At 49.8% G+C, this 21,586-nt stretch carries 18 protein-coding genes; 9 read left to right on the top strand and 9 right to left on the bottom strand.

Annotation, left to right across the window (positions count from 1 at the left end; all coding sequences use genetic code 11):
• Positions 1–48: 48 nt before the first annotated feature.
• Positions 49–990 (top strand): LysR substrate-binding domain-containing protein, encoded by a 942-nt coding sequence (locus ACO0LD_RS13740; RefSeq protein ID WP_423007658.1) that lies wholly within the window; start codon positions 49–51, stop codon positions 988–990.
• Here the strand turns inward: ACO0LD_RS13740 and ACO0LD_RS13735 are convergent.
• Genes ACO0LD_RS13735 through ACO0LD_RS13705 form a run of 7 tightly spaced genes read right to left on the bottom strand, consistent with a single transcriptional unit; the run spans position 975 to position 5,799 of the window.
• Positions 975–1,607, bottom strand: coding sequence for a 2-hydroxychromene-2-carboxylate isomerase (locus ACO0LD_RS13735; protein ID WP_423007656.1), 633 nt, complete (start codon positions 1,605–1,607; stop codon positions 975–977). The genes ACO0LD_RS13740 and ACO0LD_RS13735 overlap by 16 nt on opposite strands.
• A gap of 13 nt (positions 1,608–1,620) precedes the next feature.
• The gene (locus ACO0LD_RS13730; RefSeq protein WP_423007654.1) at positions 1,621–2,595 is read right to left on the bottom strand and encodes a CmcJ/NvfI family oxidoreductase; all 975 of its coding nucleotides are present in this window, start codon (positions 2,593–2,595) and stop codon (positions 1,621–1,623) included.
• A gap of 51 nt (positions 2,596–2,646) precedes the next feature.
• Entirely contained in the window at positions 2,647–3,240 is a 594-nt protein-coding gene (locus ACO0LD_RS13725) for a DUF4291 domain-containing protein (RefSeq protein ID WP_423007652.1), read from the bottom strand.
• Between the two features lie 2 nt (positions 3,241–3,242).
• Positions 3,243–3,797, bottom strand: a complete 555-nt coding sequence (locus ACO0LD_RS13720; RefSeq protein ID WP_423007650.1) for an NADAR family protein — start codon at positions 3,795–3,797, stop codon at positions 3,243–3,245.
• Entirely contained in the window at positions 3,794–4,351 is a 558-nt protein-coding gene (locus ACO0LD_RS13715; protein ID WP_423007648.1) for a protein-tyrosine phosphatase family protein, read from the bottom strand. The genes ACO0LD_RS13720 and ACO0LD_RS13715 overlap by 4 nt, the downstream gene beginning before the upstream one ends.
• A complete protein-coding gene (locus ACO0LD_RS13710; RefSeq protein WP_423007646.1) occupies positions 4,338–4,901 on the bottom strand; it encodes an RNA 2'-phosphotransferase in 564 nt (187 codons plus the stop codon). The genes ACO0LD_RS13715 and ACO0LD_RS13710 overlap by 14 nt, the downstream gene beginning before the upstream one ends.
• 40 nt (positions 4,902–4,941) lie before the next feature.
• Positions 4,942–5,799, bottom strand: a complete 858-nt coding sequence (locus ACO0LD_RS13705) for a TIGR02452 family protein (protein WP_423007644.1) — start codon at positions 5,797–5,799, stop codon at positions 4,942–4,944.
• Positions 5,800–6,243: 444 nt separating this feature from the next.
• On the opposite strand from ACO0LD_RS13705, the gene ACO0LD_RS13700 reads away from it, so the two are divergent.
• The 4 genes from ACO0LD_RS13700 to ACO0LD_RS13685 all read left to right on the top strand — a co-directional run bounded on the left by ACO0LD_RS13700 (position 6,244) and on the right by ACO0LD_RS13685 (position 11,231).
• Complete coding sequence (locus tag ACO0LD_RS13700; RefSeq protein ID WP_423007642.1) at positions 6,244–7,107, top strand: cysteine hydrolase; 864 nt, start codon at positions 6,244–6,246, stop codon at positions 7,105–7,107.
• Positions 7,108–7,250: 143 nt separating this feature from the next.
• Positions 7,251–8,441, top strand: a complete 1,191-nt coding sequence (gene pncB / locus ACO0LD_RS13695) for a nicotinate phosphoribosyltransferase (protein WP_423007640.1) — start codon at positions 7,251–7,253, stop codon at positions 8,439–8,441.
• A gap of 18 nt (positions 8,442–8,459) precedes the next feature.
• Positions 8,460–10,163, top strand: a complete 1,704-nt coding sequence (locus ACO0LD_RS13690) for an NAD+ synthase (RefSeq protein ID WP_423007638.1) — start codon at positions 8,460–8,462, stop codon at positions 10,161–10,163.
• A gap of 33 nt (positions 10,164–10,196) precedes the next feature.
• Entirely contained in the window at positions 10,197–11,231 is a 1,035-nt protein-coding gene (locus ACO0LD_RS13685; RefSeq protein WP_423007636.1) for a bifunctional nicotinamide-nucleotide adenylyltransferase/Nudix hydroxylase, read from the top strand.
• Between the two features lie 73 nt (positions 11,232–11,304).
• Here ACO0LD_RS13685 and ACO0LD_RS13680 read toward each other — a convergent pair whose 3' ends face one another.
• Together ACO0LD_RS13680 and garD are read right to left on the bottom strand one after the other, a co-directional pair.
• Positions 11,305–12,129: an NAD-dependent epimerase/dehydratase family protein gene (locus tag ACO0LD_RS13680; protein ID WP_423007634.1), complete on the bottom strand. Its 825-nt coding sequence runs from the start codon at positions 12,127–12,129 to the stop codon at positions 11,305–11,307.
• A 55-nt stretch (positions 12,130–12,184) separates the two neighbouring features.
• Positions 12,185–13,762, bottom strand: coding sequence for a galactarate dehydratase (garD, locus tag ACO0LD_RS13675; RefSeq protein ID WP_423007632.1), 1,578 nt, complete (start codon positions 13,760–13,762; stop codon positions 12,185–12,187).
• 400 nt (positions 13,763–14,162) lie between these two features.
• On the opposite strand from garD, the gene ACO0LD_RS13670 reads away from it, so the two are divergent.
• From ACO0LD_RS13670 to ACO0LD_RS13655, 4 genes are all read left to right on the top strand, one after another.
• Entirely contained in the window at positions 14,163–14,864 is a 702-nt protein-coding gene (locus ACO0LD_RS13670; RefSeq protein ID WP_423007630.1) for a FadR/GntR family transcriptional regulator, read from the top strand.
• 248 nt (positions 14,865–15,112) lie between these two features.
• Entirely contained in the window at positions 15,113–17,806 is a 2,694-nt protein-coding gene (locus ACO0LD_RS13665) for a TonB-dependent receptor plug domain-containing protein (RefSeq protein WP_423007628.1), read from the top strand.
• A 225-nt stretch (positions 17,807–18,031) separates the two neighbouring features.
• Entirely contained in the window at positions 18,032–18,874 is an 843-nt protein-coding gene (locus tag ACO0LD_RS13660) for a rhamnogalacturonan acetylesterase (protein WP_423007626.1), read from the top strand.
• Positions 18,874–21,582: a pectinesterase family protein gene (locus ACO0LD_RS13655; protein WP_423007624.1), complete on the top strand. Its 2,709-nt coding sequence runs from the start codon at positions 18,874–18,876 to the stop codon at positions 21,580–21,582. The genes ACO0LD_RS13660 and ACO0LD_RS13655 overlap by 1 nt, the downstream gene beginning before the upstream one ends.
• Positions 21,583–21,586: the final 4 nt, after the last annotated feature.

Genomic DNA, 21,586 nt, shown 5'->3' with positions numbered 1-21,586 from the left:
TCGCTTCTTAATTCACTACTAAATTCACTACTGGCATGCATGATGGGAATGTCATTACCACTTTCCAAACTGGCTTTCCTTGATCAGCTCAGGGGCTTTGTTGCTGTTGGTCGCCACATGAGTATCACGCTGGCGGCGGATGAACTGTGTCTGAGCCAATCTGCTGTCAGCCGCCAGATCCAGGCACTGGAACAGCAACTTGGCATCACCTTGCTGGTGCGCGCTTACCGCAGCATTGCTTTCACGGCAGAAGGTGAGCGCCTGTTCCGCAGTGCCGACGCCGCCTTGCAGCAACTGCAGGATATCGCTGGTGATATGCAGGCGCAGTTGCAAGCCGGGCAAGCCAGACCCGTCAGAGCAGTCACAATCAGCGCCAGCATAGGTTTGACCGGCTTGTGGTTATTGCCCAGGTTGAATACCTTTCAAAAACTGTACCCGTCCATAGACGTGCGCATTTCAGCCAATAATAAAATTATTGATCAAAGTAAAGACGGCATAGACCTGGCACTACGCTATACCAACGCCAAATCCGTACCTGCAGATGCCATACGCCTGTTCGATGAAACCATAGTTCCGGTGGCTCATCCCTCACTGGGCATGAAGTTCAAGAAGAACGGCAAGCTGGCAATGCAATGGCCGCTGCTGGAATTTGAAGAAACAAAAAAAGACTGGTTATCTTGGCACGATTGGTTAAGCAAAGAAGATATGCAGACTGCAAGGGCGCGAGGCATCCTGCATTTCAATCAATACGATCAATTGATACAGGCAGCAGTCGCGGGCCAGGGCATAGCCCTGGGGCGGCTGGAGTTGATACAGGACTTTATTGCCGATGGCAGGTTGATGACACTGACACCCGGCAAGAGCCAGGGCGAATATGGCTTTGCTTACTGGCTGCTGGTTTCAGATGCCGGACTCAGCACGGATGCAGTACAAGTCAAAGACTGGTTGCTCGGTGAGGCGAATAAAACCAAGACTCAGGCGTCAGGATAAATCAGTAAGTCATTGCAGTAAGCCAGTGCATCGTCGAGTCTGTCATTGCCCCAGAACATCTGCTCACCGACAAAGAAAGTCGGTGCACCAAATATGCCCTTGCTCATGGCCATTTCGGTTTGCTTGCGTAGTTTCAGTTTATTTTCTTCGCTCAACGCTTGTTCAAGTATTTCAGTTGCAGGCAATCCCATGTCACTTAACACCGCAGTCACAGCTTCTTTGTTATCGATATCGCGGTCATAGGCAAAATTCATTTGCATCATGCGGCGGCAATATTCTGCCATCCAGCTTTGTTCTGCAGCCAACACAGCTACTCGTAAAGGCAAGATAGCAGAGCGCGGGAAATTGCCTGGTTTTTTCCAGGGCAGGCCATACTTCCGGCATTGCCTTTCCATATCCAGCCAGACATAGTCCCCCTTGGCCTTTTGCAAAACAAAGGGTGAAGTGTTCCAGCCAAAAGCCTGGAATATGGGGCCAAGCAAAAATGGTTGCCAGCGTACCCTGACGCCTGCCCTGGCTGCATCCTGCTCTATGCGCATGACGCTCAGGTAGCTGTAATTGCTACCAAACTCAAACCAGAAATCGATGACAGGCATGGTGGTGATCGGCGTATCCATCAAGATCTCCTCTTTAAAATACAACAAGGCAGCGCAGCTCTATACTTTCTCTTGGTGGGACATCATCAGGTGCATGCGGGTGATCAAATGCAGCGTGTGGTGTAAAGCGCGAGACGCCGCTGAATTGGCTATCATACTGCTTGAAGATCAGCGCCTCACTGGGCTTCATTTCAGAAAAATAAGACCAGCGGTGCTTAGGAGAGAACCTGGAGAGGTATATCTCCCCTGTACGACTGGGGTATTTGACATCGCAAGCCAGTAAATGGGATTGCCTGACCGTGCGTGCATCACAAACCGCAAGTGGGGTATCGAGCACGGTGTTGTGGGTAGGGCGCCAGATATTGATGATGCAATAGCGCCGTATCTGTGCCATCACTTCCATATTCCTGATCACCAGTCCCAGGCGTTTCTGTCCTGATTGCTCGGTATAGTCATTGTGTATGCGCCCATTGGCTGCTGCCAAACCATTCTCTGCCCGCTTGCCGAATGATAAAGTGGCTGCTCTGGGTTCACGCCTTCTGACCAGGTGATCAAAGACATAGGCTTGCTTGCCACCTGTGACAGCCAGTGCCAGTTCGCGCGCTTCCTGGTAATAATCAGACCTGACTTCTTCATGATCCATGAAGTTCTTGACGGACGTAGGCGCATCCCACAATTCAAAACCTTCACGCTCCAGCGCAGGCTCCTGTTCTGCCTGCCGCGCATCATGGATCGCGACTTCACGCAAATCATATGTAGCGTTTTCCCAAGGGATGCCAGCGGGCGGCTCAAAGGTATAGCTGACAGGGCGCTGCTCGCCAGGCATGACATAGCTCATGGGAGCCAGAACGAAATTGCTGCTTTGTATAAATGCTTGATGAGAAGCGCCTCGTTGTTGCTCAGTAAGGATATCCATAGTGACCTCGGCCATGTAGTGACGAAGCCGGGCTTTCGGGTTGATAGCCAAGGCTGTCGTGTATGGATATTTAAACGCATGCGGGGTTGACATTCAAACGACATTTTTGCGTAATTCGCATGCGTGGCATGCATGCGAGATATGTCAGATATAGGAGCGGTAAATGGCTTCAGCAGGGGTCAGCAATTGTTCCGGCTGATCAGCATGTGGATATTGCTGCAACACAAACGGCGTGACATCTATAATTTCCAGTATTTCTTCTTTACCGTAGCGTGCCAACATTTCGCCACTCAAACCTAGTTGCAGGGCGCGACGTGCCAGGCAGTTGCCCATAGGATCGTGATCAGGGTCCCATTGCAAACGTACGTCTGAGGTTTCTATCGCTTGCTTCCATGCTTCTAGTGTGGGAAATCCTGAGATCGCAAAAGATGATGGAATAGCCTGTGTCAAAATTTCATCAAAAAAACTGCGTTTGATGCGTATTGCCAGTACACGTTCTTGCCCAGGTTTTTGCGCCCAGCCAGAGCGGAACATCATCCATAAAAAGTTGGGCTTGATCCAGCTCATGCGCGTATAGCTGAATGCGCCGCCAAAGTATTGGTGCTCAACTGCAAAATCGGCGATGGCATCAGAATATGCTTGATAGACGACAACGGTATCGTCGTCGAATTGCGCCATGATGTGTTTGCCATCATCTGGCCAGTGTTCTAATTGTGTTTTATAAGCTTCAAATTTCATTTTTAATGTTTATTTTCGGCGAGTAATTTGCACCTGACTTCCATCAGTGCAAAACCCAGTAGATTCAAGCCCTGCCAAAGATGCGGGCTATTACTATCCGGGTGATCTTGTGCCAGACCTGTGCCCCAGATTTTGTCCAGCGGGCTGGCTTCGACAATGACCTTGTCTGCGGTACTCAGCAGATACTGCTTCAGTTTTTGATTTTGCGAAAATTTCGCATAATTCCCATCGACTACAATCTGGAAGCGATGTTCTACCCACGCTGATTCATCATAATTCTTCACTTTCCTGCCCAGGCGTTTCACCATATCCGGGTCGCAGGTCGCCAGTATTTCTTTGAGCACGGCCTGGTCTTCGAACAGCCTCGCCTTGCCAGCCATCATGTAGTGTTCAGCCGTGGGGTAAGTGATGCCATCTATCTGAAACGGCGCAACAAACCATTGACTGAAGCAGGCTTTGTCTGCTTGCAAGCCACGCTGTTTATGACCCCAGAAATGCAGATAGTTGAACTGCTTGCCCTCGTCTATCTGCTTTAATAATTCTTCTCGCGTATTCATGTCTTTCCTGCACTGTCAGAATTGCTATCCACGGGCCATGCCAATACCCAGGCATGCTGTTCTGTGGTTTGCGGTGTCTCAGGCCAGAAGCGTTTCTTTTCCATCTGTTGCCATAATTGCGCCAGTTCCTGCAAGCCTGCTTTGCTGTCCTGATGCTGTTCTGCCAGGTAGCAGCCGATGACAGTGCCGGTGCGGCCTATGCCACCAAAGCAATGCACATATACCGTATGCTGCTTTGCCAGTGCTTCGTGCAATGCTTGCAGGATTTCCTGCATTTGCCCTCGCGACGATGGGGTATGACGGTCTGGTATGGCAAAGCGGCGGTGCTGGGCTTGCATGCCGCGTTCTTCCGCCAGTTTCATCAACAGTTGCGCATAAGGATCCAGTTCATCTTCTTCTGTCAGGTCGATAAAATAATCAACGCCGCAATCGAGGTATTGCCCCAGCCTTTGTGCTGCCGTTGCTTCATTCAGTGCACCCGGGTATTCGCCTGCCAGTAACTGTCCTGGCCTTACCCAGTAAGTATTCTGATGTGGTCGCTTAGTTGTCATCATCTTTGTCATTCATCCTGATCAAATATTTTGGTGGCACGCTATCACATAGCCATACGCCGTTCGCCGATACAAAAAACTGAAATCCTGCGTCATGCATTTGTTTTGCCATGACTTGCAAGATAACCGGTGCGCCATGCCTCGCACCGACTGTACGTGCCGTAGCCGTATTCGCCGACAGATGTACATGATGACGCGAACCCGGGCGCAGACCGTCCTTCATGATGGAAGCGATAAAGCGGCTGGCAGTACCATGATACAAAACATCTGGTGGCACTGTCACAGGCAAGGCCAGATCCACCGTTACGGAATGTCCCTGGTTTGCACGTAGGCGCAAACCATCTTCACTGATGGCAAAGCGCTGTTTGTCAGAAGTTCGCACGGCCTCATGCAAGTCTTCAAGCTTGAGGCGCTTGCCATGCTTGGCGGCCTGGCTCATTAGTGTAGCTATTTCTGTCCAGCCTTGTGCATCCAGCGTAATGCCTATGGAATCAGGCTGGTGACGCAGTACATAGCTGAGGAATTTGCTGAGGTTTTTATTGTTATTATTCATTTTATTTTTTTGATTTATTTTTATGGTTTATTTTTATAACTCAATTATTGTTCGTAAATGCAGTTTCGAAAGCCTTGAGGCTTCCCGTGTTTTTCTTGTCCAGCACGGCAAAGACAATCTTTTCAAACGCACCGTGAAAAATCGACCCGGGCGATAAGGCATGCAAGAAGTAAGCAGCGATCTTGTTGGGGTCGTTGCCGAATACCCCGCAGCCCCAGGCACCCAGCACCAGATGCCTATGTCCATGTTTAAGTGCCAATGCCAATACGAGATTGATCCTGTTCAGCATGATACTGGCAGCTTCGCGGACACGATCAGGTTCGTTCATTTTCAACGCCCCCAGATTGACGGCAGGTGCAGTGATGAAGGATGCGTTGTAGAAGTTATCCAGCAAGGCATAATCTTCATCCCTGAACACGGGTACGTCTGGCGAATAAATCATGTCATCGCTATAGATGCAAGATTGTAAGGCACGGTTCTTTTCATACATGGCAGTCATTTGCGCAATGCAGGGATATAAACCAGATGATTTGGCCAGATTCTCTTCCTGCGCTTCTGATCCACCCAAAAAGCCGCCACCAGGGTTTTTTGCAGATGCAAAATTCAGGCAAAGTGGCCGCACGCCATCTTCTGATGCCAGACGTCTGGCTGCTGTCAGACAGCCTTCATTGGTGACGTTGATTGCGGTAGCAAATTTTTTGCCAGGCGCAAGTGTGAGTAACACTTGCTTTAATTCTTCCGGTGAATAATGAATGGATGCTTGCTTTGCTGCTCTCAAACTGTCCTGTATGCTGACCTGATGGCCATGCTGGCTGATATAGTTGCCACGTTCTAATATTGCCAGGGTCTCCTGGGCAATGTCAGCTCTTCGTTTTCTATTGATTGCTGTAGTTTGCATTATTTTTCTCTATCTTATTGTTGTAAGCAAGGATTTCTATATCTCGCGTAAGTGAACTATAAACTATCTTAGTGAAATAAATCAACTAAGATAGTTTCATAAAATAACTAAGAATAAATAAATGTTGTTTTATTGCAGGATAAGATCACTTGAATAGCAGGAGAGTCAGGATAAACAATGCTGATAGGAAATTCAGTAAGCAATTTATTATGTGGGCAGGCTGGTAGTCTTGGCATTTGCAACTAATTGTAATCGGCTATGCAAGAAGGCCGTGCTTAGAAAAACAGATGTTTCATGCTAAGTTGTTGAAAATAAAAAGTTTATTCTGAGATGCAGGCATATGTTTGGCGTCGGCAGGCAGGTAAAAAGAATATGCGGATACTTAGTTGTAAAAAATAACTAAGTGGCCTACAATGGAATCAGCCTCACAAGAAAAGGAACATCATGAAACGCAATTTACAAATCCTCATCATTGACCCGCAAAATGATTTCTGTGATTTGCCGCCAGCTTATCTGGCAAAAGATGTGCATAGCGCCGAACAATTGTCGCCAGCCCTGCCTGTGCCTGGTGCCCATGCCGATATGTTGCGCGTGGCTGAACTCATCAATAAGGGCGCAGATGGCATCAGCGGTATCAGCATCACACTGGATGCCCACCATCGCTATGACATTGCTCATCCTACTTTCTGGATGACAGGGCAGGGCGCGGCGGTGTCACCTTTCACCAGCATCTCTGCAACGGCAGTACGTGCTGGCGAATATCTACCACGCCAGGCCGGGGCTTTGCCACGTACACTGGCATATCTGGACGCACTGGAAGCCGAAGGCCGTTATCAACTGATGATATGGCCGGTGCATTGTGAAATTGGCTCATGGGGGCAGAATGTGCATGCAGATGTGCGTGCGGCCTATAATGCCTGGGAAGAAAAACAGCTGGGTGTGGTCAACAAGATCAACAAGGGTTCCAACCCCTGGACTGAGCATTATTCAGCTGTCAAAGCAGAAGTGCCAGATGCCAGTGACCCGGATACGCAGTTAAACCAGCAATTGATTACTGAACTGAGTAAAGCTGACCGCGTGTATATTACTGGCGAGGCAGGTAGCCACTGCGTAAAAGCGACCACTGAACATCTGGTAGAAAATTTCGCCGCAACCGATTTGCACAAGCTGGTATTGGTAACTGATTGCATGAGTGCAGTCACTGGTTTTGATGCCCAGTTTGAAGGCTTTGTACGCGACATGACAGCCAGGGGTGTGCAGATTGCGAAGATGGCAGATGTATTGCCTGAGTTATTGGCGAATGCATAAAGGCCGCAAAAAGATAAATGCGTAGGGTGCGCCATGCGCACCACCCTTTTGTCAAAAAATCGCGAGCTGATGCTTGTTTGTGGGTGCGTCAAACAATGCTGCGCATGGCGCACCTTACTTAAGTGACACTAGAAAAGAAAAATATGAAACCCGTAGTTCAAAGTTTGCTGGAAACTGATTTATACAAATTCACCATGTGGCAGGCCTTGCTGCATAGTCACCCTAATACCCAGACTGAATATGCTTTCGTTTGCCGTAATTCCACGGCTTACCCGCTAGCGGAATTGAAGGCAGATGTCGAACGTGAAATCGATCATCTGTGTGCACTGAACTTTACTGAAGATGAACTCGATTATCTGCGGTCCTTGCGCTTCATCAAAAGTGACTTCACTGACTTTTTAACGGTCTTTCATTTTCAGCGTAAATTCATCAAGGTCAGTACAGATGGCGATAACTTGCAGATCGTGGCAACCGGCCCGCAAGTGCATGTCATGGGTTTTGAAATATTTGTACTGCATATCGTCAATGAATTATATTTCCGTCGCTTGCAAACAGAGCAGTCTCTGGTTGAGGGTAGAAACAGGCTGGCGGCCAAGATAGAACAAATTCGTGAATTTGGAAAAGAAACACCGAGAACTCATCCTTTTGAATTCTTTGATTTTGGTTTGCGCAGGCGCTTCTCTGGTGAATGGCATGATGAAGTCGTTGCCACGCTGGCGCGCGAAGTGCCGCAATTCTTCAAGGGCACATCCAATGTCTATCTGGCCAAGAAACACAAACTGGTACCCATAGGTACGATGGCGCATGAATACCTGCAGTCTTACCAGTCTTTTGGCGTGCGCCTGCGCGATTTCCAGAAAGCGGCGCTGGAAGACTGGGTGCAGGAATACCGAGGTGACCTGGGCACTGCATTGACAGACGTGGTCGGCATGGATGCCTTCTTGTCTGACTTTGACCTGTACTTTGCCAAATTGTTTGATGGCCTGCGCCACGACTCTGGTGATCCTGTGGTCTGGGGTGAAAAGGCCCTGGCCCACTATGCCAAATTACGAATCGATGCGCATACCAAGCGTCTGGTATTTTCTGATGGACTGGACCTGGAAACCGCCTTCAGCCTGTACCGCCATTTTGCTGACCGCACCATGACGGGTTTTGGCATAGGCACGAATCTGACGAATGACACTGGCATCAAGGCCTTGAATATCGTCATGAAGCTTATGTCCTGCAACGGTCAGCCGGTAGCAAAATTGTCTGATTCTGCTGGCAAGACCTTGTGCACGGATGAAACCTTCCTCGCCTACCTGCGCCAGGTTTTTCATCACCCTATTATTTAAATTCAGGACTTTTTCATCATGTTGAAACTGGCAGTTGCACAATTAAATTATATGGTAGGTGATTTTGCTGGCAATACTGCCGCGATCATCCAGCATATGCAAAAAGCTGCGGCAGCAGATGCCGATGTCGCGGTGTTCAGTGAACTCTGCGTCTGTGGCTATTACCCCGGCGATTTGCTCGAAGATAGCGCTTTCCTGGCGAAGGCTGAGCAGGCACTGGCTAACATCACGCAGGCTTCCAGGGACTATCCTGATCTTGTTAGTGTCATCGGCACCGTTCGTCCAAACAAGGGCCAGGGCAAGGCCTTGCATAATGCTTTGCTGGCGATATGCAATGGCGAGATTGTTGCTGAATACTATAAACAATTGCTGCCGACTTATGGCATTTTCGATGAACGCCGCCATTTTGAACCAGGGCAGGAAGTTGCCAGCACACTGGATGTGGCCGGTCACAAGCTGGGCTTCATGGTCTGTGAAGATGGCTGGAATGATGAAGAGCATGATTACCAGGTCAATCCTTTCAATGCCCTGACAGCAGCCAAGGTTGACTTGATCATCAGCATCAATGCCAGCCCTTCAGATATAGGCAAGCGCCAGCAAAGACATGCCATGTTTGCCAAGGCGGCAGCGCATCATCAATTGCCCTTGCTGTATGTGAATCAGGTTGGCGGGCAAGATCAACTGGTGTTTGATGGAGCTTCATTTGCGGTCACGCCTGAGCATGGCGTGACTTTTGAGGCGGCGCGTTTTGAAGAAGATTTTCAGTTGCTGGGATTCGCAGATAAACAGTTCTCTGCGATTGATGGTGCAGCATTGACCAAGCCGGATAGTGCAGGTTTATCGGTGCCAGAATTTACCCGCCGCCAGATCGTATTGGGCCTGCAAGACTATGCACGTCGTTGTGGTTTCAAACAGGTAGTGGTCGGTTCTTCTGGTGGCATTGATTCGGCATTGACCATTGCCCTGGCAGTGCAGGCACTGGGTGCAGAAAACGTTATTGCCATCACCATGCCATCGGCCTATTCAAGCACAGGTTCAGTATCTGACTCAGTCAAATTATGTGACAACCTGCAAGTCAAACTGCATACGCATCCCATACTGAGCCTGGTAGAGCAATATGCCAAAGGTTTTGAGGATGCATTTGCATCGCCTTTACGCGGCCTGACGCAGGAAAATTTGCAGGCGCGCATACGCGGCACCATCCTCATGGAATACTCAAATGCTTTTGGCGCACTGTTGCTGACGACAGGTAACAAGAGCGAGATCTCCGTTGGTTACTGCACCCTGTATGGTGACACCAATGGTGGCCTGGGTTTGATCGGTGACTTGTACAAGACCGAAGTGTATGCCTTGTCGCAACATGTCAACAATGCAGCCGGGCGCGAAATTATCCCGCAAGATGTATTGACCAAACCGCCATCAGCAGAATTGGCACCTGACCAGCTTGATACAGACAGCTTGCCGCCTTATGATGAGCTTGATGAAATGCTGAAATGGCATATAGAAGGCAAGCGCCTGCCTGCCCATGAATTTGCCAAGGCTCAGGCCTTTGTAGAGAAATTGCAAAAGACAAAAGCTGGCCAGAAAAGCCTGAGCCGCATCATAGGCATGGTGGCGCGCAATGAATATAAACGCCGTCAGGCGCCACCCATCATACGCGTGCGTGCCCGTGCTTTTGGTAGTGGACGCCAGATGCCGATTGCGGCAAAGTACAGCAATTAAGATTAATCAAAGTTTTATTTTATGAATTCAGCCATGCAAATCGACGTTGCAGTATTGATAGGACGCTTTCAACCATTTCATAACGGCCATGCCACGCTCTTGCAACTCGCGCTGGAAACTGCGGAAGAAGTGGTCGTGGTATTGGGCTCATCCTTTCATGCGCGCAGTACCAAGAACCCTTTCACCTGGCAAGAGCGGGCAGACATGATCAATGCGACACTCACACCCGCTGAGCGCGACAGGGTGTCGTATATTGCGGTGCGTGATTATTATGATGATGCACGCTGGGCGACAGCAGTGCGTGGCAAGGTGGAAAGACACTTCCCTTATGCAAAGCGCATTGCCTTGATAGGTCACTTCAAGGATGCTTCCAGCTATTACCTGAACCGATTCCCGCAATGGCAGTTGGTCGCTGCTGAACAATTGCTGGCGATAGATGCTACCGTCATACGCAAGGTATTGTTCGAGGCAGAAGACATGCGGGTATCACTTGATGTGATCGCCCATTACCTGCCACTCAGCATACGCCAATATCTGAAAGCCTGGAGCATCTTGCCGCATTATGCCGTGCTGGTGAAGGAGCATGCACAACTGCTGGCATACCAGGCAGCATGGAAGCCCGCACCCTATGCACCCATGTTCGTCACCCTGGATGCGGTAGTCAAGGCGGCAGGCCATATCTTGCTGGTGCAGAGGGGTGGCTTTCCGGGCAAGGGTTTGTGGGCATTGCCAGGTGGCTTCCTTGATCAGAATGAGCGTCTGTTCCAGGGGGCGATACGCGAATTGTTTGAAGAAACCAATCTGGCGGTATTGGCATCTACACTTGAGCACTCATTGGTCGATGTCAAAGTGTTTGACCACCCTGGTCGCAGCCTGCGTGGCCGCACGATTACTCATGCACATTATTTTGATCTGCAGACTGAACATTTACCCGATATCCGCGCTGCCGATGATGCAGCCCAGGCAGCCTGGGTCAGCATAGACAAGCTGGAGGGCATGGAAGAATTATTTTTTGATGATCACTTCCATATTCTTGACCAGTTCCTTGATTTGACAGCTGGTGAATGAAAAAAGGGCAGACAAATAGACTTTGTCTGCCCTTTCGATTTCGCAACCGCCTCTTATTTCCTGATTTCCTGATTTAATCTTTGTATTGCGGTGTCGTCAGCAAGAAGCCGCCACCCTGATAGATGGTAGTGATATCGTCTTTTGCCGGATACTCACTACTGTCTGGATACAGATGAGAAAACACTGTGGAACTGTCTTTTGCCTTATAGCCCAGGTGAGCAGCCTTTTTATTGTCCCACCACTTGCCCGGATTTTCTGAAACACCAAAGGCGATGGTGTGACCCACACGTGGGGCAAAGATGGAGCAGCGCAGCATTTCTACCAGATCGTCATAGCTGAAATAAGTCACCAGCATACGGCGTGTAGTTGGTACCGGGAAGGACGAACCTATGCGTATGCAGACGGTCTCTATGCCAAAGCGGTCATAGTAAAAACGCGACAGCGATTCGCCAAAGCATTTGCTGATGCCATACATGCCATCGGGGCGGGTAGGCATGTCAGCATCGATATAATCCGTGGTGCGGTAAAAACCGACGGCATGGTTAGAGCTGGCAAATACCACGCGTTTGACTTTGTGCTTGTGTACCGCTTCATAGATATTGTAAGTGCCCTGAATATTCGCATGCATGATGGCTTCAAAATTGGCTTCAGTAGAAATGCCACCAAAATGCAGCACCACATCCACACCTTCCATCAATGCCAGCACGGCAGCTTTGTCGGCCAGATCACATTGCACGACTTCTTCGCCTTCGCCTGCCGGTCCAAGATCAGCAATATCGCTAAGGCGGACTATATTTGCCCATGCCTTGATGCGATCACGCAAAATCTTGCCCAGGCCACCGGCAGCACCGGTCAGCAAAATACGGTTAAAAGGTTTTTCAGTGATATTGGTATTCATGGGATTCTTTCTCTTCTATTGAATTCTTGGCGCGTATTTTTGCTGAGATTATTGATCAGGTAATCGGTGCCGGGTTGAACAACACCAGCGCATTATGCAATTTCCAATGCTCGGCCCAGGTTTCCTTGCCACTGGCGACATCCAGCAGCATCTGGAACAATTCCCAGCCCACATCGGCTATGGTAGCTTCGCCACTGGCGATTTTGCCAGCATTGATATCCATCAGGTCATTCCAGCGTCTGGCCAGGTCATTTCTGGTAGCGACTTTAATAACGGGGACTGCGGCCAGGCCATATGGTGTGCCGCGCCCGGTGGTGAACACGTGCAGGTTCATGCCTGCTGCCAGTTGCAAGGTGCCGCAGACAAAATCGCTGGCAGGTGTGGCGGCATAGATCAAGCCCTTTTGTGTCAGCTTATCGCCTGGTGACAACACGCCAGAAATAATGGAGCTGCCAGATTTGACGATGGAACCCATGGCTTTCTCAACGATATTCGACAGACCGCCTTTTTTATTGCCTGGCGTGGTATTCGCGCTGCGGTCGACACCGCCGCGTTTCAGGTAATCGTCATACCAGGCCATTTCCCTGATCATGGCGGCGGCCACTTCCGGGTTGGCGGCGCGTGAGGTCAACTGGTCTATGCCGTCACGTACTTCGGTCACTTCAGAAAACATCACGGTCGCACCGGCACGCACCAGAAGATCGGTTGCAAAACCGACTGCCGGGTTAGCCGTCACACCTGAGAAGGCATCACTACCACCGCATTGCACGCCGACTACCAGTTCCGATGCCGGGCAAGGTTCGCGACGACGCTTGTCCAGTTCGGCCAGTTGTTTTTCTGCCGTGTTCATGATGGAGGCAATCATGGAATTAAAACCCACGTGTACCTGATCCTGCAGACACACCAGTGCAGGTTCGCCGCTGCCTTCATCGCCTTTTTTAATGGGGATACTGCCCTTGGGGAACAGGCGTGTCGGTTGCAGTTTCTCGCAACCAAGGCTGACTACCATGGCTTGCCCGCCAAAATTCGGGTTCAGGCTGATATTGCGTACCGTGCGTATGGGTATATTGGCATTCGGTGCATCTATGGCAACGCCGCAGCCATAAGTATGTTCCAGGCCGACCACATCATCAACATGCGGGTATTTTGGTAAAAGCTCTTCCTTGATGCGTTTGACCGCATGCTCAACCACACCAGATACGCATTGCACAGTCGTCGTAATGGCCAGGATATTGCGTGTACCTACACTGCCATCTGCATTCTTATAGCCCATGAAGGTATAACCTTCCAGCGGCTCTGTATTCGGGGCTGACACGGTAGCGATCGGTAAATCCACTAACTCCCTGGCGGCAGGCATGCGTATCAAGGATTCTTCTACCCAACTACCCTGGGGTATGCTGCGAACTGCATAGCCTATGGTGACGTTGTAACGGGTAATTGCTGCGCCTTCCATGATGTCTTGCAAGGCCAGTTTGTGTCCCTGGGGTACGTGTTCCAGCAATTTCAAGCCACAGGGAAAAACCGTGGCTGCCGGTAAGCCGCCATCATTGGCAACAATGGCAACGTTGTCATTACCATGCATGCGTATATACAGTGGTGAACTGACAGGCAGGCTGGTGCTGGATATCGTCATTTTCTTTTCCCCTTCTTTGCCACTTGTGGCTATCAATGCACAAAGAGTTGAGCTGTGCACAATTATTCTCGTTGAAAAATCTGATTTTCATGAAAGTGGTCATACCAGAAAGAAACTGGCTTGAACATTTGCAAAGAGAGTTGTGGCTGCGTTGGTAATTTGCATCATTACTGCCAAGAAACCAGTTTCCCCTATGAAAATCCGTTTTTTTATACCGTCAGATTTTTCTTTTTTTACGGGAGGAAATGCAGAGTCCGCTATAATCCCTCTCGTATCATTTGTGGCGAGTATGCCACCAAATAAAAAATCTGGCTAGTCCACATTGCAAATTTGGTCTGACCACATTAGAATGGCCTGACCGAATTGCTTTTATTAAGCTTTTCTATGAGTAGCAAACACCATGATGAAAAAAAATAGTTCACAGAACGAACAGCTGCCACATGAGCCCAGGTTATACCGTGTGGTAGCAGACAGGATTCAAACCCTGATTGCTGAAGAGAATATTGCTGCTGGTGAACGCTTACCTTCTGAGCGTGATCTGGCGACCAAGCTCAGTGTCAGTCGCGCATCTTTACGTGAAGCATTGATTGCGCTGGAACTGGGTGGTGTGATCGAGGTACGTGGTGGTTCAGGTGTGTATGTCAGTGAACTGCCAGAAGCGCAGGCTAACGTGCCGGAAGCAGGGCCGGGGCCATTTGAGGTGCTGTCAGCCCGGCGTCTGATAGAGGCAGAAGTAGCGGCAATTGCTGCGAGAGTAGCAACTGACTCAGCGATTGATGAAATTTTGAAGGCAGTACTGGAGATGGAAAAGCACCATGCCAATTACTCCAGTAATGAAAACGCTGACAGGAATTTTCATTTGGCCATCGCCAGAGCAACGGGTAATAGTGCATTGGTGGGTACGGTTGAATATCTGTGGAATCAGCGGGGTCGTTTATGGCACAAATTGAAGGAGCATTTCCAGACAGAAGACTTGCGACAAGAAACACTGACTGATCATAGAAATATTTTGGAGGCGATTGCCTCTCATGATCCGGCAGCCGCACGCAAGGCGATGCGGGCGCATCTTGAGCGTGTAACCAGGACTTTCTCACGCGGATGAGTAAATAGGCGCACAAGCGCCCAAGTGCATATACAAATAAGCAGGGCAGTCAGAAAGCAAAGAATACATTTGCGACTGTATCTGCAGTAATCGGATTTTATATTTTTTGACCGGCTGTGACCCCGGTGGGGCTTTTTGCGCCCATCTTCGTCACAGTGGCACAGAGTACGCGAGGTGCTCCAACTAGTGCTCCATGTCCCACGAGGCATGGACGCGAGAATTCTATGAAAACTGGAGGAGACTGCATAATGAAACACGATAAGAAATTCCAAAGACCTATGTTTGTATTGTCATCTATTGCTTTGGCAGTGCTGACAATGGTCAATCAGGCACAGGCACAAGAAATACAAAGGGTGGAAGTAACAGGTTCATCCATCAAGCGTCTGGCATCAGAGGCGTCATTGCCAGTCACCATGGTGACTGGTGAAGAACTGGAAAAACGTGGCATGACCACGCTGGCTGACTTGATGATGTCCTTGCCTGAGTCTAGTTCACTGGCACCATCGAATGCCGGTTCCGGCACCAATATCAATCTGCGCGGTCTCGGTGTCAACCGTACTCTGGTATTGTTGAATGGCCGCCGCCTCGCCAATGAAGCGATTGCAGACGGCTATGCCAATCTGGACGTCATTCCTATGAGCGCGATCGCCAGGGTAGAGATCCTGCGTGACGGTGCATCTTCAATTTATGGTTCTGATGCTATCGGTGGTGTGGTCAACTTTATCACCAAGCGCACAGTCGTTGGTAACTCTGTTTCTGCACAGTATGTCAAACCACAAAAATCTGGTGGTGGCGATGAACAGCGCGTGAGCGCCACGGTTGGTGTTGGCGATCTGCAAAAAGATGGCTGGAATTTGTACGGCACGGTAGATGCGCATCGCCGCACCCGCTTGCTGGCTTCTGACCGCGCCGAGCTGAGTACTACAGATATCCTGACCAGCATAGGCCGTGCGCCAACACTGGGCAGTGGCGGCTATGCCATGCCTGCCAACTTCACAACGGCGACCAATAAAACTGCTGCCAATCCCTACTATGCATCAGGTTGCCAGGGTCCATACAGCATACAAGGTGCAAAAAATACTTGTATCCTGAATGCGGCTTACTACGGCACGGCATTGTATGGTAATGAACAGGTCACTTTCTATGCCAAGGGCACAAAGAAATTCACCGACGACCATATCCTGACTATCGATTACATGCGTGGTCAGGAATACATCCTCGGTACAAAAAACCCAACCACCAGCCTGACCGCAAACGGTGTTGCTGCCTTGTTGCCATCTACCAGTAAATGGTATCCAAGCGGCTCTGGCGGTGTACCTGCAGTCGCTGGCTTGAAAGGTGAGCCACTGACTGTCACCTGGAGTGCAGCAGACCTGGCCGAAGCGACCACCAAGGACGTACAAGTCAATCAACGCGTCAGCGTCAATGATGAAGGCCGTTTTGGTAACTGGGATTACAAGGCCGGTTTTGTCTACGGACACAGCCAGCGTGATAACTATTACGAATCTGGCTACGTGAATGGCCCTGGTCTTTTGACCGGTCTTGCCAACGGCACACTGAATCCTTTCGGCTTGCAAGATGCTGCCGGTAAAGCATACCTGGCAAGTATCTCGGTTGACGGTGCATTGAATCGTCACTCCATCAGTACATTTACAGGTATTGATCTGACAGCGTCTACAGAATTGACTACGCTTGCTGGCGGCCCCCTGACGCTGGCTGTGGGTGCAGACGTGCATAGAGATACAACAGAAGATACCAAGACCGATATCACATCTCTCGTTACCTATGCAGCTTCCGGTCCTTCTCATGGTCAGGGCGCACGCAATGTTGCGGCGCTGTATGCTGAAATGGAAATTCCTGTCACCAAGGAATTGAATTTCAACGTGGCCGTACGTGACGATCATTTCAGTGACTTTGGTAATACCATCAATCCCAAGGCCAGCTTCCGCTATCAGCCTATGAAGTCCTTGATGTTCCGTGGTTCTGCCAATACCGGTTTCCGTGCACCGACACTGTTTGACCGCTATGGCTATCGCGTAGCAGGCGCAAATACCACGACTGCTGCAAAATGGGATGATCCTCTGCAATGCCCTGGCGGTACGCCTGGTGTAGCTGGTACTGGTAAAGCCCTGCCTGGTTTGGTAGCGTCAGCAGTATGTAATGTGGCGCTGCCACGTCAAACTGGTAGTAACCCTGATCTGAAGCCAGAAACATCCAAGGGCTTTACGCTGGGTATCGCTGCTGAGCCTGTACAAAACCTGACGGTATCTGCTGACTACTGGCATATAGAAATGAAAGACATGCTGGCAAACTTGCCAGAACAAGTCTACTTCCTGAACCCTACCAAGTATGCAGACCTGTTTGTGCGTAATGCCGATGGTTCCCTGGCCTATATCAAAAACATCACGATGAATCTGGGTGGCCAAAAAGCCTCTGGTATCGACGTTGCCCTGGCCTATTCCATTCCTAAAACATCCTTGGGTAATTTCAAGTTTGAGTTGAATGGTACTTATCTGACGCAGTTCGATAACCAACTGGAAAAGGATAGTGCCTATGTCTCCAACGTGGGTCGTTTTGGTGTAGCCAGCAACGGTACGACCAGTAGCTTGCCTATCATTACTTTCCGCTGGAAACATACACTGACCATGGCCTGGAATTCTGGTAACTGGAGTTCTCAACTGACGCAAAACTATAACACTGGCTACCATGACCAGAATCTGATTGCGGCAGAATACTTCAGGGACATCGAGCCGTACCAGGTCTGGAACTGGACAGCAAGTTATCGTGGTTTCAAAAACCTGACTTTGTCAGCTGGTATCACCAACTTGCTGGATGCCAAACCACCTATCACCAATCATAGTGGTTATACCTACGGTTACCTGAGCAGTGCAGCCAGCCCTATCGGCCGCGCTTTCAATGCACGTATGACGTATAACTTCTAAGCGGCGATCCCCCCAGGGTACGCCTGGGGGATTGTGGAGCAATGATGGAAAAAGCAAATGTAAAAATGGTGATTTGCAGTTTGGTTCAAGCTAGCCGGACTGCATTCTCTGTCATACATATTTACATTGCTGAAAAAACGAATTTGTTGACATAGTCCTTACACAGAATCACAGGGTTTGCTTGCAGACCCTGTTTTTTTTGATAGCAAAGATACCGAAAATCCCATGAAACCTATACTCCGCACTATCGCCTTGACTGCGATCAGCGCATTAGTGTTGTGCGCTTGCAGCCAACCAAGGCAGGCTGAATCCCAGGCTCCAGCTCTTGCCACAAAACCGACCCGTATCATACTCGTGGGTGACTCTACCATGGCCCCGAAAAGTGGTTACGGTGATGCTTTGTGCCAGCGCTTCAAGCCTGATGTGACCTGCCTGAACCTGGCAAAAGGCGGGCGCAGTTCTGGCAGCTATCGCGCCGAGGGTTCATGGGAAGTAGTACAGAAATTAATGGCAAGTAATGCGCAATTCAGCCAGACCCTGGTGCTGATACAGTTCGGGCACAATGACCAGCCCGGCAAGCCAGGACGCTCTACTGATCTGGCGACAGAATTCCCTGTCAACATGGCGGGCTATGTCAACGACTTGCAGGCAGCAGGTGCACAAGCCGTGCTGGTGACACCGCTGACCAGGCGCAGCTTCAAAGGCACGCAATTGCAAAATGATCTACGGCCCTGGGCAGATGCAAGTATCAAAGTTGCGGCGGAAAAGCATGTGCCAATGATAGATTTGAATGCCATCAGTTATAGCTCAGTACAAGCCATGGGCGAGGCTGAAGCCGACACGCTGGCAATGGCACCACCGCCTGCTGCGCAAGCTGCAGTTGTAACAAGCACGGCCAGCGCGACCACTGATCTTGCCAAGACTGAAAGAGCAGGCGCTGCAAAATCAGCCTTTGACCGCACCCATCTGGGCAGTAAAGGCGCAGCGCATTTCTCTGCCATGGTATTGAAAGAATTACTGACGGTCGCTCCTTCCTTGCAAACACATGTCAATGCAGAGAGCAGATAATGAGCAAGCAAAAGGATATGCTGGCGATTCAACTGGCTGTTGCGATATCAGGTTTCATGTTTTCCGGCAGCATATATGCGCAAGACAGCCGGCAGGTAAAAGAACCGCAGATACCTGCAATCTGTAGTGTGCTGGCAGCACAACTGGATAGCGGCAAGCAAGATGTAACTGCAGGCCGGGCACCTGATACCCAGAGCCTGCAGGCAGCCATAGATGCCTGCCGCCCCGGACAGGCGGTGCGCTTGCGCAACCGTAATGGCAAGGCGGCATTTTTGTCCGGTGCCTTGCAATTGCGCAGCGGTGTTTCGTTATTGATAGATGCCGGCGTGACTCTGTATGCATCCACCCAGCCACTGGACTATGACCGTGGTGCGGGTACATGTGGTACGAATGATGACAAGGGCAGGGGCTGTAAGCCCTTCATCACAGTCGAACGTGCCAAAGGCAGTGGTATCTATGGCGAGGGTGTCATAGATGGGCAAGGCGGGGAACGCATCAGCGGTAAAGAAGAAACATGGTGGCAGATTGCCCGACGTGCCCAGAAAGAAAACAATCGCCAGAATGTGCCGAGGCTGATTGAAATCACGCAATCGAATGACTTCATTCTGCATAATATTACGCTACGAAATTCACCGAATTTCCATGTCACTTTAAATCAGGTCGATGGTTTTACTGCCTGGGGCGTGCGCATTGATACACCGGCTAACGCCAGGAATACCGATGGCATAGATCCAATTTCTTCACGCAATATCACCATCGCCAATAGCTACATCCGCACGGGTGACGACAATGTTGCCATCAAGGCGGGCAATAATGGCCTCACTGAAAACATCACCATACGCAATAACTATTTCTATTCTGGTCACGGCATGTCCATAGGCAGTGAAACCAATGGTGGCGTCAGCAATGTATTGGTTGAAAACCTTAGCATGGATGGCACGACTTCTGGCTTGCGCATCAAGAGCGATATCTCCCGCGGCGGCCTGGTACAAAATATCAGCTATCGCAATGTATGCATACGCAATGTCAAAGCGCCCATCGATTTTGATACCCATTATGGTAAAACCGCCATCGGCAATCTGATACCGCAATACCGCAATATCACTCTTGAACATGTGCAGTCACTGACACCAGGTAAGATCATTCTGCAAGGCTATGATGCTGCACATCCCATAGAAATGAACATGAAAGATGTCAGCCTGGCAGATAAAAGCACCAGCCAGTTTGAGCATGTGAAATTGGCAGGAAGTGAAAAAATCGTCTTCAATGTTGTGGCGGCCAATCCACGGCAATGTGAGCAGGCATTTGCTGTGTATCCTGAATTGAATCTTGGTAGCAAACGCCCGCAAATCGATGCGCAGACCGCCAAAGACTTTGCTTATGCCGAAGTATTGAAATATGCAGGCATGCCTGGCAAAGAGCAGGTGTCCCCGTGGGACCCTTTGTCTGAACCCATCGCTGCTAATCCACAATTGCAAGCTGACTATATCGTTGACGCCAATGTCACGCCAGATGGTGTCAGGGTATTCAGGCAAGTGCAGGCGGCTGTCAACCAGGCTGTCACAGATGCTGAAAGGGTAAAGACGGACAAGAAGCGTATCCATATCTTCATCAAGCCTGGTACTTACCGCGAACTGGTTTATGTGCCAGATCTTGGTATACCCATTACCCTCTATGGTAGTGATGCTGCCACGACCCGTATCATGGCCAAACTGGATGCAGCGACTACGGGTAGCACCTACACCACACAATTTTCTGCGCAGTTTGTCGGCGCACATAGCAGCATCACTGCCATGTATGACAGCCTGAAAGACAGGCCCGCACTGGGTACTTTTGGTACCGCAGTGTTATGGGTCAAGAACCCTGGCTTTCAGGCAAAAAACCTGAGCATAGAAAATGCCTATAACAAGGACAAGGGTAATGCCCAGGCAGATTGCCAGCCCGGCAATTGCGCCGACGAAAATGGCATTTATGCGCGCACCCTGCTGATACATCATCAGGCCCTGGCTGTCATGCTTGATGGTGCAGACAAGACGCATTTTGATGGCGTGCGCATGCTGGGTTTTCAAGATACCTTGTATATGAAGGCGGGCAAGGATGGCCAGACTGCCAGGCAATTTTTCCAGCGCTCTTATATCGAGGGTGATGTAGATTTCATTTTCGGTGATGCCACTGCCTACTTTTTTGAAACTGAAATCAAAACCTTGGGTGAGCGCAACTCATCGTATGTTGGTGCACCGAGTACCAATGTGAAGACACGTTATGGTTTTGTGTTTGATCATTGCCGCTTCACCCATGACGGTAGCAGCAATGCCCTGGCAGGGAAATTCAGCCTCGCACGTCAATGGTTTCATAATGTGCGCTGCACGCCTTACGCCGATGTCACCGTGCCTGGATACAGCTGTCAGATAGGTGAGGTGGATGTCTTTAACTCTCCTGCAGGTACGATCAGGAAGCAGACGCTGGAATCGGTAGGCAAGATGGTGGTCATGAATTCTGTCATTGGCGCGCATATCAATAAAAAGCAACCCTGGTCAGACTGGAACAAGAAAGGCACTTTGCCCTATCGCCCCGCACAATTTTCCAGCGATGACTACTGGGTAAATTTACTTGCGGTAAAAATCGATCCGGTAAAACAAATGGGATATGCCGAAGCCTTTTCGCCGACTCGCATATTTCTGGCCGAATTCAATAACACTGAAGAATGAGTTT

The sequence above is a fragment of the Undibacterium sp. Ji83W genome (genome assembly GCF_049340385.1).
In the GTDB taxonomy this organism is placed as follows: Bacteria; Pseudomonadota; Gammaproteobacteria; order Burkholderiales; family Burkholderiaceae_D; genus Undibacterium.
This window is presented reverse-complemented; position numbering and strand designations above follow the sequence as displayed.